General features: G+C 52.5%; 13 protein-coding genes and 1 tRNA gene. 8 read left to right on the top strand and 6 right to left on the bottom strand.

Translation table 11 applies throughout. The annotated features are described in order from the left end of the window. The first annotated feature begins 110 nt into the window (after positions 1-110). The gene (locus HVX64_RS16125; protein ID WP_042999951.1) at positions 111-584 is read left to right on the top strand and encodes an isoprenylcysteine carboxylmethyltransferase family protein; all 474 of its coding nucleotides are present in this window, start codon (positions 111-113) and stop codon (positions 582-584) included. A gap of 14 nt (positions 585-598) precedes the next feature. Here the strand turns inward: HVX64_RS16125 and HVX64_RS16120 are convergent, their stop codons facing one another. Then, positions 599-1,186: a dienelactone hydrolase family protein gene (locus HVX64_RS16120; protein ID WP_044258427.1), complete on the bottom strand. Its 588-nt coding sequence runs from the start codon at positions 1,184-1,186 to the stop codon at positions 599-601. A 7-nt stretch (positions 1,187-1,193) separates the two neighbouring features. Beyond that, positions 1,194-1,445, bottom strand: coding sequence for a zinc ribbon domain-containing protein (locus tag HVX64_RS16115; protein ID WP_042999953.1), 252 nt, complete (start codon positions 1,443-1,445; stop codon positions 1,194-1,196). Between the two features lie 292 nt (positions 1,446-1,737). Between HVX64_RS16115 and HVX64_RS16110 the strand changes: the two genes are divergently transcribed. Further along, positions 1,738-2,349 (top strand): DUF1062 domain-containing protein, encoded by a 612-nt coding sequence (locus tag HVX64_RS16110; protein ID WP_044258428.1) that lies wholly within the window; start codon positions 1,738-1,740, stop codon positions 2,347-2,349. 115 nt (positions 2,350-2,464) lie between these two features. On the opposite strand, the gene HVX64_RS16105 is transcribed toward HVX64_RS16110, so the two are convergent. After that, on the bottom strand, positions 2,465-3,343 hold the full coding sequence (locus tag HVX64_RS16105) for a nucleoside deaminase (protein WP_044258443.1): 879 nt from the start codon (positions 3,341-3,343) through the stop codon (positions 2,465-2,467). Positions 3,344-3,805: 462 nt separating this feature from the next. Here HVX64_RS16105 and HVX64_RS16100 point away from each other — a divergent pair, with 462 nt between their 5' ends. Both HVX64_RS16100 and preA read left to right on the top strand, forming a co-directional pair. Next, entirely contained in the window at positions 3,806-5,047 is a 1,242-nt protein-coding gene (locus tag HVX64_RS16100; protein ID WP_044258446.1) for an NAD(P)-dependent oxidoreductase, read from the top strand. Continuing rightward, positions 5,041-6,276 (top strand): NAD-dependent dihydropyrimidine dehydrogenase subunit PreA, encoded by a 1,236-nt coding sequence (gene preA / locus HVX64_RS16095; protein ID WP_044258448.1) that lies wholly within the window; start codon positions 5,041-5,043, stop codon positions 6,274-6,276. Before HVX64_RS16100 ends, preA begins: the two co-directional genes overlap by 7 nt. Before the next feature lie 37 nt (positions 6,277-6,313). On the opposite strand, the gene HVX64_RS16090 is transcribed toward preA, so the two are convergent. Both HVX64_RS16090 and HVX64_RS16085 read right to left on the bottom strand, forming a co-directional pair. Then, positions 6,314-6,388: transfer RNA gene (locus tag HVX64_RS16090), tRNA-Arg, on the bottom strand. A 75-nt stretch (positions 6,389-6,463) separates the two neighbouring features. After that, positions 6,464-7,405: a formate/nitrite transporter family protein gene (locus tag HVX64_RS16085; protein ID WP_044258449.1), complete on the bottom strand. Its 942-nt coding sequence runs from the start codon at positions 7,403-7,405 to the stop codon at positions 6,464-6,466. Positions 7,406-7,695: 290 nt separating this feature from the next. On the opposite strand from HVX64_RS16085, the gene mlaA reads away from it, so the two are divergent. After that, entirely contained in the window at positions 7,696-8,451 is a 756-nt protein-coding gene (gene mlaA, locus HVX64_RS16080) for a phospholipid-binding lipoprotein MlaA (protein WP_044258452.1), read from the top strand. Between the two features lie 61 nt (positions 8,452-8,512). Here the strand turns inward: mlaA and fadL are convergent, their stop codons facing one another. Then, positions 8,513-9,853: a long-chain fatty acid transporter FadL gene (gene fadL / locus HVX64_RS16075; protein WP_042999959.1), complete on the bottom strand. Its 1,341-nt coding sequence runs from the start codon at positions 9,851-9,853 to the stop codon at positions 8,513-8,515. Positions 9,854-10,226: 373 nt separating this feature from the next. Between fadL and HVX64_RS16070 the strand changes: the two genes are divergently transcribed. From HVX64_RS16070 to fadJ, 3 genes are all read left to right on the top strand, one after another. After that, entirely contained in the window at positions 10,227-10,511 is a 285-nt protein-coding gene (locus tag HVX64_RS16070) for a YfcZ/YiiS family protein (protein ID WP_042317736.1), read from the top strand. A 180-nt stretch (positions 10,512-10,691) separates the two neighbouring features. Beyond that, positions 10,692-12,002 carry an acetyl-CoA C-acyltransferase FadI gene (fadI, locus tag HVX64_RS16065; RefSeq protein ID WP_044258453.1) on the top strand — a complete coding sequence of 437 codons (1,311 nt, stop codon included), beginning with the start codon at positions 10,692-10,694 and terminating at the stop codon, positions 12,000-12,002. Beyond that, the gene (fadJ, locus tag HVX64_RS16060) at positions 12,002-14,161 is read left to right on the top strand and encodes a fatty acid oxidation complex subunit alpha FadJ (protein WP_181825053.1); all 2,160 of its coding nucleotides are present in this window, start codon (positions 12,002-12,004) and stop codon (positions 14,159-14,161) included. Before fadI ends, fadJ begins: the two co-directional genes overlap by 1 nt. The last annotated feature ends 42 nt before the right edge of the window (positions 14,162-14,203 follow it).

Genomic DNA, 14,203 nt, shown 5'->3' with positions numbered 1-14,203 from the left:
AAAGAGAGGAATTACCGGACCGTATTGAGCATCGTTTAGTGATAATTTATCAGGCACTATTCGAAGGGAACTGTAAAGTCTCAAACTAGTCGCGATGCAGAAGGAGAGAAATGAAACAGATCAATGTGCGTCTCGCAAAGCTCAGAAGTCGGTTTCCGCCGCCGGTCATTTTGTTAATCTTTGTGGTCGGGGATTGTTTGACCGCAAATCCGCGTTTTACCTTTGGCCTGGTCACCCAGGTGCTGAGTCTGGCGATTGCTGCAGTCAGTCTTGGCATCATTCTGACGACCGCGTGGCACATGCATGTGAGTCGCACTACCCTCAATCCACTACAGGCGGATAAAACAACGACGCTGGTTACGCACGGATGTTATGCCTGGAGTCGAAATCCTATTTATCTTGGACTGATCGGTGTGCAATTTGCCGTTGCGCTCTGGATGGGCAGTCTGCCTGGCATGATTGCCGTGCCGCTCTTTATGCTGGCGGTGGCCCGGTTGCATATCGATTTTGAAGAGTTCGAGTTACATAAGCGTTTTGGTGCACAGTGGGAGCACTACACTAAACAGGTTCGCCGCTGGCTATAAAGGCAGGATGTCGACTATCCGCAGACCGCGTCAACAAATGCGATGGCATCAGCGACAGCATGGCGCGCCTGCCACGCAAGGTATCCGGGGCTGTCTGCGTCACAAAAGCCGTGCTGTGCATCGTACATATGACATTGCACCAGGGGCAATGTTTCCAGCTTCTGTTGTAGCGCCGTAGGGTCGAATGACGGCTCATGGCGAGCCATGATCATCAGCGCAGGGCAGTGCGGTAACTCATCGCTGTACTGGCGAATGCGAGAGCCATAATGACAAATAACCCCGTCACACAAGCCGCTTCCTGCGACCCGCCATGCGAGCGTTGCCCCGGTGCTGTAGCCGATGACAATCAATTTGCGATGTTGCGCACGCAGTGTGGTAAGCAACGTTAAGATGGGTTGTGGATCAAAACCAACGTGGATTGAAAAATAGCGATACGCCTCATCCTGCTGAGCATAGCTGTACGGCGCGTCATGCGGAAAAAGTGCGGGAACGTAGACGTCGAAACCACGCGCCCGCCACATTTCCCTGGTGCGATGTATATGCGCATTGATGCCGTAGATTTCATGCAGGATCACGACGGCATCTGACCGTTGGGTTGGCATCGGCGGTTTAGTCGTCTGCTTTGTGTGCCCAGGCAGGCATGGATGTCAGGTAACGGATTGCGCGCTTACGTGACTCCTCAGGGCCCACTTTTTGCCAGGAATCCAGAAATCCTGCCAGACCGGAAACGGCGTCATCCCAGGGCTTCAGATTGCCTTCGGCATCGCTGCAATAGGCACAGTATTTATCGCTCGCCCCTTTGGCATCGGGTGCGGAAAGTGGCATTCCGCAGGCATGGCAAAACTGTTCTTGCTGTGACATTTCACGCTCCTTGTATCCTGTGGTTGATGAATGAATATACGGTTATTTTTCGAGAAGAATCCGATGCCAGATCAAATAACCCTGATAGTAGTGTCACAAATATTGATTTGATTTATGTATTGAGAGGCCAGGGGTCTGTTAGTCTTGCTGGCCTATCGGTAACTCAAGGGATTGTTGTGCTGGAAATCTTTTCTTAACCCACTGAAAAATATCTTCAAATATTTTTCGCATAGCAAAATTCATGGTTCGTCCAGGACGAATCCGTTTTTGTATGGGTTAAAAAAGGGTCAACATGCACGTCACATGGACTGTCAGTCCCGTGGGATATCAGCGCATTGCGAAGCGCTGTCCTGCCTGCAATATCAAACGCGATTTCATCCCTTCCGGGGCTTTCAGAATGAATTCGCAAAAGAAGCTGCTTGATGTCTGGAGCATCTATAAGTGCCTTCATTGCGATTATACCTGGAATATCAATCTGTTCTCTCGACTCCCTGTCAGCCGTATTGACCGCGATCTTTTTGCGCGGATCGTTGGCAATGACGCAAGCGCGATCCTGCTTTTCGCTCACGATCGCCAGGTTTTGAAGCGAAATAATGCTGAGCTTTCCGGTAGCCCGGAGTTTGCTGTTCGCGAACAGTGGCGGATGGCGCTTGCCCGGCATCAACAGGTGAAGGTCACTATCCGCTTAACGACCGCCTTTCAGGTCAGTCTGTTGTCGGTGATGAAAAAGCAGTTACGACTCAGTACGGGGGAGGTCGCGCGACGGATTGCAGAAGGGAAGATTCGCGGCATTACGCTGCGTGAGCTAAAAAATCGCAAAATTCATGAGACGACTCATGAGTTTTGGATGAGTCCCGACGCGTTCTACGCAACCCGAAAAATATACATCGGAGTGAAACGCTAAACCAGACGACGCCCGCCAGTATGGCGGGCGTCACCGTCCAACGAGTCAATCCTGCGAGGGATATCGCGTTTCCGTGATGAGGTTTTTTATTTTACGGACAATTTCTCCTGAAATATCAATCTTCAAGTGAGATAAATTCTTCGCAAAAAGGCGTATAGGGACGCAGATTCGCGTAATTCCGCGAGAAGCGAAGTCTGCGGTCAATATTTTTGACCAGCCTGTTTGTGGAATCTTCATTCAGGAGTTTACACACGTGCCGTGTATCCAGACGTAATATTTTGCACGCCTCCAGCGTTGGACAGAAATTCATGGAATGGAACGTGATCTGTTTTTCACTTCTCGCCACCACAGGCATTTCATCAACTGTGGTGTGAAATCGACTTACCAGCAAGCGATGGGCCGCTTCTAACAGATTGCTGTGTTCAGCACGCAGTATCGCGCTATTCTCACAGAACCAGGCCGTTCGACGCGCAATGGAATCGGCATTCAGCGCCCTAAGATCGTCATCGGTCGCCGAACGTAGTCTATTGATTTCATTTCGAACATCCGCGCGATAAAGAGTTGCGCATTCTCGCTGAAGAATACCTTTATGTACGGTAATATCCATTCCTGCTTTATCAAACGCTTCAGTACAGAGGAATAAAATCCGCCGCCGCCCCTGGGCCAGCGCATCCTGAATAGAGTATCCAAAGGCTATCTCTTTGATACCTGACCACGCAATGGCGAAGGCACACATCGGACAAGGTTCACTGGTTGAGAGAAGAAGACAACCGGATAAATCTTTGCCGATCTTTTTCCCGGCGAGTTTAATGGCATTAATTTCCGCGTGCGATGTCGGGTCTGATTCTGTTTCCTCACCATCATGCGCAGAGGCAATGATTTCCCCATCCTTGATGATGACTGCGCCAAAACCTTTATTTCCTTCACGCAGACTTTCTTCTGCTTCACGAATGGCGTGGCGCATATAGGATTCAAGTTGAATAATATCATCCATAAGTTATTTATTCCGTGGCGTATTTTTATGAATTATTACACCGCCGTTATTCCGCTGGCAAGGAACAATAACAGAATTTACTGCCACACAAAAAAGCGTTATTTACGTAAGGTTTGGTGACTCATTATTTATTTGAAAAGAGATTTCTGCATAAACGCGCCGATCCCCTGTGCGATGCCGCCGAATAAAAACATCAGTATTCCCGGAACGACTGACGCCGTGCCAAACGGCTGCGCGTTTTTTCGCAACCGTCTTTTTTTGCATAACACAATTAATGCGTTCTTATTACAAAAATAGTTTCTATTCGCATCTTATCTATTCTTGCGGTCGCTGTAATTCCATACTTTTTATCTGGTTATCTGTGAATGCTTTCACAACATCCATTCAGTCATAAGCCTAGCCTCATAAGTAGCTATTTGTACTCAGTTTGCCTTACGTAAACTTATTATTAAGGAATGGCATATGTCGCAACGAGACTACCTTGATGAACTGATTCCTGGCTTCACGCCCTTGTTGGCTATCAAAGAAGCTTCCCGCTGTTTGCTGTGTCACGACGCACCGTGCAGCCGATCCTGTCCGGCGGAAACAGACCCGGGGAAATTTATCCGCTCTGTTTATTTCCGTAACTTTAAGGGCGCGGCCGAAACCATTAGAGAAAATAACGCGCTTGGCGCCGTCTGCGCCCGGGTATGTCCCACGGAAAAACTCTGCCAGCACGGCTGTTCCCGTTCCGGAATTGATAAACCTATCGATATTGCCCGTTTGCAACGGTTTGTCACCGACTTTGAACGACAAACGCAGATGCAGATTTATCAGCCAGGCCGTAAAGATAAGGGCAACGTCGCCATCGTGGGGGCGGGCCCAGCCGGGTTGCAGGCCAGTGTCACGTTGTGCAATCTGGGCTATGACGTCACTGTGTTCGAAAAAACGGCCCAACCCGGCGGTTGGTTGCGCCACGGCATTCCTGAATTCCGTCTGCCGCAATCGGTGCTGGACGCTGAAATTGCGCGTATTACGGAAATGGGGGTGACAATCCGCTGTGGCTGCGAGATTGGCAACACCGTCACGCTGGAGGCGCTCAAAGCTGAATATCGCGCTGTCCTGCTGACGGTCGGCCTGTCAAAAGGCATGTCGCTGCCGTTGTTTAATGACGCGGGGACGGCAGAAATCGCCGTCGACTTTTTAAAACGCGCGCGTGGCAAGGCGGGTGGCATATCCGTGCCGCAAAGCGCGCTGGTGATTGGCGGCGGCGATGTCGCCATGGACGTGGCCAGTACGCTCAAAATTCTCGGCTGTGAATCGGTTACCTGCGTGGCGCGTGAAGAGCTTGCGGAGTTCCCGGCCAGTGAAAAAGAGTTCACCACCACCCAGGCGCTGGGCGTCTCTATCATTGATGGCTTTACGCCAACGGCAGTTGACGGAAATAAGGTCACCTTCAGGCACGTGCGCCTGCCTGGCGAGCTATCTCTGACCGCAGAAAAAATTATCCTCGCCGTCGGTCAGCATGCCGGGCTGGAAGCCTTCTCCGGCATTCGGGTACAACGCAATACCGTCGACACTCAACATTACCAGACTGCAGTTCCGGGACTGTTCGCCGCTGGCGATATCGTCCAGGGAGATAAAACCGTGGTGTATGCCGTTAAAACCGGGAAAGAAGCCGCTCAAGCCATTCATCACTATTTAGAGGAGGCATCATCATGCTAACCAAAGATCTCTCTATTACCTTCTGCGGCGTGAAGTTTCCCAATCCGTTCTGCCTCTCTTCTTCCCCGGTCGGCAATTGCTATGAGATGTGCGCTAAAGCCTACGATAGCGGCTGGGGCGGCATCGTTTTTAAAACCATCGGTTTCTTTATCGCCAACGAAGTTTCTCCCCGCTTCGACCATCTGATTAAAGAAGACACCGGGTTTATCGGCTTTAAAAACATGGAGCAGATTGCTGAGCACCCGCTGGCAGAAAATCTTGCGGTGATTCGTCGGCTCAAACAAGATTACCCGGATAAGGTGCTGATCGCCTCGATCATGGGGGAAAATGAGCAGCAGTGGCAGGATCTGGCGCATCTGGTCGAAGAGGCTGGCGCGGATATGATTGAATGCAACTTCTCCTGTCCGCAGATGACCTCTCACGCCATGGGGAGCGATGTGGGGCAAAGTCCTGAACTGGTGGAGAAATATTGCCAGGCGGTGAAACGCGGCTCTTCTCTGCCGATGCTCGCTAAAATGACGCCCAATATCGGCGATATGTGCGAGGTTGCGCTGGCGGCGAAACGCGGTGGTGCCGATGGTATTGCCGCCATCAACACCGTCAAGTCAATTACCAATATTGACCTCAAGCGTAAATTGGGTCTGCCAGTCGTCAATGGCAAATCCAGTATTTCGGGCTATTCAGGTAAAGCGGTGAAACCGATTGCCCTGCGCTTCATTCAGCAGCTACGCATCCATCCTGAGCTGAAAGATTTTCCGATTAGCGGTATCGGTGGAATTGAAACCTGGGAAGATGCTGCCGAGTTCTTGCTGCTGGGCGCCGCAACACTTCAGGTGACAACCGGCATCATGCAGTACGGTTATCGCATTGTTGAAGATATGATCAGCGGCTTGTCGCACTATCTTAACGATCAGGGTTTCGACTCGCTGGATGAGATGGTGGGGCTGGCAAATGCCAATATCGTTCCGGCAGAAGATCTCGACCGCAGTTATATCGTTTACCCGCATATTAATCAGGAAAAATGCGTCGGCTGCGGTCGTTGCTACATTTCTTGCTTCGACGGTGGTCATCAGGCGATGGAGTGGAACGAACAGACGCGGACCCCGCACTGCAATACCGAAAAATGCGTCGGCTGCCTGCTGTGCGGCCATGTTTGCCCGGTCGCGTGTATCAGCCTCGGAGAGGTAGTATTCAAACCCGGCGAAAAAGCGCATTCGGTCACCCTTTAACGCCTGGACGTTTTCCGGCTCGCCACGGTGGGCCGGATGGTGTCCCCTGCAGGAATCGAACCTGCAACTAGCCCTTAGGAGGGGCTCGTTATATCCATTTAACTAAGGGGACGAGGCGGCACGAGTATACCGGTTTTTGTTTGCCCCGGTAAGAGAGTGACCGCCTGACTGTTCAAACCGTCGCCATTCAGGACTGTTTTTCCTCCTTTTTCTGCGCATTGTCTCTTTTTTGCGCCGCGATTCTGGCTTCTTCTTTGCGGGCGTTGCTCATATCGTTGCGGATCTGCGCGTGGCTCATCAGGGCAAAGATAAAGGTGCCGCCGCAAATGTTTCCGGCAAGCGTGGGTAAGGCAAACGGCCAGAGGAAGTCGCTCCAGTGCAGCGTGCCGTTAAATACCAGATAGAGAATTTCGACCGACCCGACGACGATGTGGGTGGTATCGCCCAACGCAATCAGCCACGTCATCAGGATGATCACCACAATTTTCGCTGCACCCGCCGCCGGGAACATCCAGACCATGGTGGCAATCAGCCAGCCGGAAATAATGGCATTGGCAAACATCTCCGTAGGTGAATTTTTCATCACGTCCATGCCGATCTTCACGAACGCATCGCGGGTCTCTTCGTTGAAAATGGGCATGTATTCAAAGGCCCACGCCGCGACGCCGGTGCCCAGCACGTTCCCCAGCAGTACGATACCCCACAGTCGCATCAACAGGCCCGCGTTACTGAGCGTCGGATTCTGCATGACGGGCAGCACGGCGGTGACGGTGTTTTCAGTGAACAACTGCTGACGAGCCATGATGACGATGATAAAGCCAAAGGTATAGCCGAGATTCTCCAGCAAGAAACTGCCGGGTACCCCCTCCAGTTCAACGTGGAAGATCCCTTTTGCCAGCAGCGAAGCCCCCATCGAAAGCCCGGCGGCGATGGCAGACCACAGCAATGCCATCGCGTCCCGTTCCAGCTCTTTCTCCCCGTCCTGACGAATATGCTCATGAATCGCCATCGCCCGCGAGGGGAGGCGATCCTCATCCAGTTCTATCTTCTTCCCATCCTGTTTTTCTTCACTTTCGACGGCAAGTTCGTCGCTATGTTTATCTAATTTGTCGTTTTCATGATCGACCATCATTCGTCTCCGGTATGAGCACTGACACGTTAAAGCGTAGCGGTTTTTAGCCTGCCCCCGTCAGGACATGTTCTGAAAACGCAAAAATGGTAACGTTTGTTTTTCTTCATCCCGCTAAAATAGAAGCGCGACGATTCTGGTGTGACCAGGCTATGATCAAATCAACAAGTTCGGTGATATAGACATCGTTTGACGTACTGTTACAATCGCTCACACCTTTACAGGCGGATACGATAGCGTTCCGTCATGGATGGCAATCAGCGATAGCCATAATTAACAGGGAGACATTTATGAAGCTTCGCCTGTCGGCGCTTGCGCTGGGAACCACACTGCTGGTGGGGTGTGCGAGTTCCGGCACAGAACAGCAGGGGCGTTCAGACCCGCTTGAAGGGTTCAACCGCACCATGTACAACTTCAACTTTAATGTGTTGGATCCGTATATCGTTCGACCGGTGGCCGTCGCATGGCGTGATTATGTTCCGCAGCCTGCCCGTAATGGTCTGAGCAACTTCACTGGCAACCTGGAAGAGCCGGCGGTGATGGTGAACTATTTCCTGCAGGGCGATCCGTATCAGGGGATGGTGCATTTCACCCGCTTCTTCCTCAACACGATCCTGGGGATGGGGGGCTTTATTGACGTCGCCGGTATGGCGAACCCGAAACTGCAGCGTGTTGAACCGCATCGCTTCGGCAGCACTTTAGGTCACTATGGCGTAGGTTACGGTCCTTACGTGCACTTACCGTTCTATGGTAGCTGGACGATCCGTGATGATGGCGGCGATATGGCGGATACGTTATATCCGGTGCTCTCCTGGCTGACCTGGCCGATGTCTATCGGTAAATGGACGGTTGAAGGGATTGAAACCCGTGCCCAGTTGCTGGATTCCGATGGTCTGCTGCGTCAGTCTTCCGATCCCTACATTATGGTTCGTGAAGCTTACTTCCAGCGTCATGATTTTATCGCTGATGGCGGCAAGCTCAAGCCGCAGGAAAACCCGAACGCGCAGGCGATTCAGGATGAACTCAAAGAGATCGATTCCGAGTAAGCCAGATTGAGCAAATAAAAAGGTGAGCTAAAAAGCTCACCTTTTTTACATCTGCAAGAAATCAGAATGCGTAGTTGAAGTTGGTACCGAACAGCCAGGCTTTACCTTCAGACTCGAACTGGTACGGACCTTCGTTAATCTTAACGCTCTGACCGTGCATGTAAGAGACACCAACGTCCACAGACGCATCTTTATTGAAGGCGTAGGTGGTACCGGCGCTCAGCCAGAAGCGGTCTTGATCCGGAATCGAGATAGAGCGGTTTTGTGATGGAACCGGGCTATCATCGAAGGCGATACCGGTACGGAACGTCCAGTTATCATCGTAGTAGTAGGTGGTTCCCAGTGCGATGCGGTAAGCGTCTTTAAAGCCTTCATGTTTCTGGAACAGCGTATCACCACTGGTGGATTTCGCTTTCAGCTCCTGGAACTGACTCCAGCTGGTATAGGCCAGGCTGTAGTGGATAGCCCACTGCGGCGCTACGCGGTTATAACCGGACACTTCCCACATTTCTGGCAGGTTAAGCGTCAGGTAACCTGACTGAGTGGCGCCGCCGGTAGCGGTCGGGATACCCAGGTTGTAGTTGTTGATCGCCGGAGGCAGATCGCTGCTGTAATTACCTTTAAAGTCAATTTTGACTTCAGAACGGTAGGTCAACGCGTAGCGGTTGTTTTTATCCAGTTCATACAGGATCCCGGCGTTCCAGCCGAAGCCCCATTGGTTACCATTCAGATGAGCAATTTTGGTATCGCTTGGGATGCCATTTGCGGTGGCAGCCAGTTGCTGACCCTGCGGCGTTTGTCCGGCAGGAGAGTTCATCACCTGACCGGCGACCAGTTGCCCCAGGTCACCGGCGAAGCGTTCGATTTTCGCACGCGCATAAACGGCGTTCAGACCAAGACCGAAGCTCCAGGCGTCGTCTAAGCGATAGGCGCCGCTTAAGTTGAGGTTCATGGTTTCGAGGTCGGTGGTACCGCCAACAGAACCGCCTGCGTAGGTATCGTTGAACTCTGTTGCCAGACCGTAGTTAGAGGTAATTGATGCCCCCCAACCGAACTGATCGTTAATTGGCGCAACAAAGTGTGCGTTTGGCACCCACGCCGTTGGCGCGATGTTATCGGCATCAAGGCTACGGCCAGACGGAGAGCGTCCGCTGATGTTGACGTCCGGATCGATATAGACCGCACCCGCAGAGAACGTCGGGCGATCGAACATTGTGATCAGCGCTGGGTTACGGCTGACGTTACCTGCATCGTCTGCGATAGCGCCTTCACCCGAATAGGCCCGGCCGAGGCCAGAGGAAGAAAATTCGTTTAACTGAAAGCCTGCAGACCAGGCCTGGGTGGAGATAATTGCCACTGCGACTGCGAGAGCAGACTTTGTTAACAGGGTTTTCTGGCTCATGACCATAACCTCAATTGATTTATTTTTATACAAACTATGTTACATGGTGTAACAGGAGCGCGAAGTGTAGGGTCTGTGGTACAACATAGAAATCAGACCAGTGGCGTGAGTATAGGTCTGACCAGCTGAAATGTTGCAAGTATGTTTATAACTTTTTTCAATTGTGATCTTAAAAACGCGATCCAGCTGGCAAAATTGACGGTTTGCGTACTCACCCTTTTAGGTGAAATTTGTTTTAGATCATTTTTAATTGTGATTTCGGTCACTTATCGCATTTCGCACAATTAACAACTGGAGAGGTGAATGTGGGGGGCGTAAAATATCCCCATCGTTTATCTGGCACCCTGGGTGCGAAATACAGAGGAAATCTACAATGAGTAAATGCAGTGCTGATGAAACCCCGGTTTGCTGCTGTATGGATGTTGGTACCATCATGGACAACTCCGATTGCACCGCATCATACAGCCGCGTGTTCGCTAACCGCGCAGAAGCTGAAGAGACGCTGGCGGCGCTGACCGAAAAAGCCCGTAGCGTGGAATCTGAACCGTGCAAAATCACCTCGACCTTCACCGAAGAGTCTGACGGCGTGCGTCTGGATATCGATTTTGTCTTCGCCTGCGAAGCCGAAACCCTGATTTTCCAGCTGGGTCTGCGTTAATCCCGCCTCGTTGTTTCTGATGCCCCGGTGAGTTTTCCCCGGGGCATTTTCGTTTCAGGCAGTGATTATTCACTGTGTCGTAGCTCTCACTTTCTTTGCGCTCCGCTTGGCTAAATGTAAAAAATTGGTTAAGACTATGATCAGGTCAGACCACTTATTTATTTTTTACAGGGGAGTGTTATGAGTCAGGCATTACCGCTGGTCACCCGTCAGGGCGATCGCATCGCCATCGTGAGCGGATTACGTACGCCTTTTGCCCGTCAGGCGACCGCATATCATGGCATTCCCGCCGTCGATCTCGGCAAAATGGTGGTTGGCGAACTGCTTGCACGCAGTGAAATCCCTGCTGATGTGATTGAACAACTGGTTTTTGGCCAGGTGGTACAGATGCCGGAAGCGCCGAACATCGCGCGTGAAATTGTGCTCGGGACGGGGATGAATGTGCATACCGATGCCTACAGCGTCAGTCGTGCCTGTGCAACCAGTTTTCAGGCAGTGGCTAACGTCGCAGAAAGCCTGATGACCGGCACCATTCGTGCGGGTATCGCCGGTGGGGCTGATTCATCTTCGGTGCTGCCCATTGGCGTCAGCAAAAAACTGGCGCGGGTGCTGGTCGATGTCAACAAAGCCCGCACGATGGGGCAGCGTCTGAAACTCTTTTCCCGTCTGCGCTTGCGCGATCTGATGCCCGTCCCGCCTGCTGTGGCGGAATACTCAACCGGTCTGCGAATGGGCGATACCGCTGAGCAGATGGCGAAAACCTACGGGATTACCCGTGAACAACAGGATGCCCTGGCGCATCGTTCTCATCAGCGGGCCGCCCTGGCGTGGGCAGAAGGTAAGCTCGCCGATGAAGTCATGACCACTTACACACCGCCTTTTAAAGAGCCCCTGTCTGAAGATAACAATATTCGCGGCAACTCCACGCTGGCAGATTACGCCAGACTGCGTCCGGCATTTGACCGCAAGCATGGCAGCGTTACGGCGGCAAACAGCACTCCGCTGACCGATGGCGCGGCGGCAGTCATCCTGATGACGGAATCTCGAGCGAAAGAGTTGGGGCTGGTTCCGCTCGGCTATCTGCGCAGCTACGCGTTTACCGCGATCGATGTCTGGCAGGATATGCTGCTGGGTCCGGCCTGGTCTACGCCGCTGGCGCTGGAACGTGCGGGCATCACAATGGCCGATCTGACGCTTTTCGATATGCACGAAGCCTTTGCCGCGCAGACGCTTGCCAATCTCCAGTTACTTGGCAGTGAGCGTTTTGCCCGCGACGTGCTCGGTCGAAGCCATGCCACTGGCGAAGTGGATGACAGCAAATTTAACGTACTTGGCGGTTCAATTGCCTTTGGACATCCATTTGCCGCGACGGGCGCGAGGATGATCACGCAAACGCTGCACGAATTACGTCGTCGTGGTGGCGGCTTTGGCCTGGTCACCGCCTGCGCAGCGGGTGGGCTGGGTGCGGCAATGGTTCTGGAGGCGGAATAATGGAAATGACATCGGCTTTTACGCTTAACGTGCGTCTGGACAACGTCGCGGTCATCTCTGTTGATGTCCCCGGAGAAAAGATGAATACCCTTAAGGCGGAGTTTGCCTCGCAGGTACGCATCATTCTTAAACAGATTCGCGAGAACAAGGCGATTCGCGGCGTCGTCATTATTTCTGCAAAAGCGGACAATTTTATTGCCGGGGCGGATATCAATATGATTGGCCGCTGCAAAAGCGCCCAGGAAGCAGAAACGCTGGCGCGACAGGGGCAGCAACTGATGGCCGAGATTAACGCGCTGCCGATTCCGGTGGTGGCCGCCATTCACGGCGCTTGCCTGGGTGGCGGACTTGAACTGGCGCTGGCCTGTCATACTCGCGTTTGCACGGACGATGCAAAAACCGTACTCGGTTTACCGGAAGTGCAACTCGGGCTGCTGCCGGGGTCGGGCGGTACCCAACGGCTACCCCGACGGGTGGGTGTTAGTACGGCGCTGGATATGATCCTCACTGGTAAGCAACTTCGCGCGAAGCAGGCGCTGAAAGCGGGGCTGGTGGATGAGGTAGTCCCGCAGACGATCCTGCTGGATGCTGCCGTGGAATGGGCGAAAAAAGATCGTCCCGTTCACCGCGCTTTACCGGTTCGTGAACGTATTCTGGCGGGCCCGCTCGGACGGGCGTTGCTGTTCCGCATGGTCAGCAAGAAAACAGAACAGAAAACCCAGGGAAATTACCCGGCGACAGAACGTATTTTACAGGTGATTGAAACCGGACTGGCACAGGGGAGTAGCAGCGGCTATGACGCGGAGGCGCGCGCGTTTGGCGAGCTGGCGATGACGCCGCAATCGCAGGCGTTACGCAATATCTTTTTTGCCAGTACGGACGTGAAAAAGGATCCGGGCAGCGAGGTGCCGCCAGGGCCGCTTAACAGCGTCGGCGTTTTAGGTGGTGGACTGATGGGAGGCGGTATTGCGTACGTCACAGCCTGTAAAGGTGGCTTGCCAGTTCGTATCAAAGACATAAATACCAAAGGAATCAATCACGCGCTGAAATACAGCTGGGATCAGCTTGAAACGAAGGTACGTCGTCGGCATATCAAAGCCAGTGAACGTGACAAACAGCTGGCGCTAATATCGGGTTCGACCGACTATCGCGGCTTTTCCCATCGCGACCTGGTGATTGAAGCGGTATTTGAAGATCTGTCGTTAAAACAACAGATGGTGGCGGAAGTTGAGCAGAATTGCGCATCCCACACCATTTTTGCCTCCAACACGTCATCTTTACCGATTAGCGATATTGCGGCCAAAGCGGCCAGGCCTGAGCAGGTGATTGGTCTGCACTTCTTTAGCCCGGTAGAAAAAATGCCGCTGGTGGAGGTGATTCCGCATGCTATGACGTCGGGGAAAACCATCGCCACTACGGTTAAGCTGGCGAAAAAACAGGGCAAAACGCCAATTGTGGTGCGTGATAAGGCTGGGTTCTACGTAAACCGCATTCTTGCGCCGTATATCAATGAAGCGATTCGCCTGCTGACCGAAGGTGAGCGGGTCGAGCAGATCGACAGCGCACTGGTAAAGTTTGGTTTTCCGGTTGGGCCAATCCAACTTTTGGATGAGGTCGGAATCGACACAGGCACTAAAATTATACCGATACTGGAAGCCGCTTATGGCGAGCGTTTTAGCGCCCCTGCAAATGTTGTTTCATCAATTTTGAATGACGATCGCAAAGGTAGAAAAAATGGTCGGGGTTTCTATCTTTATGGGGCGAAAGGGCGTAAAAGCAAAAAACAGGTCGACCCTACAATTTATACGCTTATAGGCGCTCAGGGGCAGAGCCGGCTCTCCGCTTCGCAGATTGCGGAACGCTGCGTCATGTTAATGCTCAATGAGGCGGCGCGCTGCTTCGATGAGCAGGTGATCCGTAGCGCGCGCGATGGTGACATTGGCGCAGTGTTTGGTATTGGTTTTCCTCCGTTTCTCGGTGGCCCGTTCCGTTATATGGATTCTCTCGGGGCGGGTGAAGTGGTTGCGGTATTGCAACGTCTGGCTTCGCTGTATGGTCCGCGGTTCACGCCGTGCGATACGTTGTTACAGATGGCGGAGCGGGGTGAAAGTTTCTGGAAAGCAGATGAAACTGACCTGAAAGAACAAGGTCAAATGTAAGGTATATCCGCACTGAATGGCTGTGGGTTGGTTAAATTGTAA

Origin of the sequence: Citrobacter sp. RHB20-C16 (assembly GCF_013890155.1) — a bacterium.
GTDB classification, from domain to species: Bacteria; Pseudomonadota; Gammaproteobacteria; order Enterobacterales; family Enterobacteriaceae; genus Citrobacter_A; species Citrobacter_A amalonaticus.
Note: the sequence above shows the minus strand (reverse complement) of the source record. Positions and strands in the feature narration are given on the sequence as shown.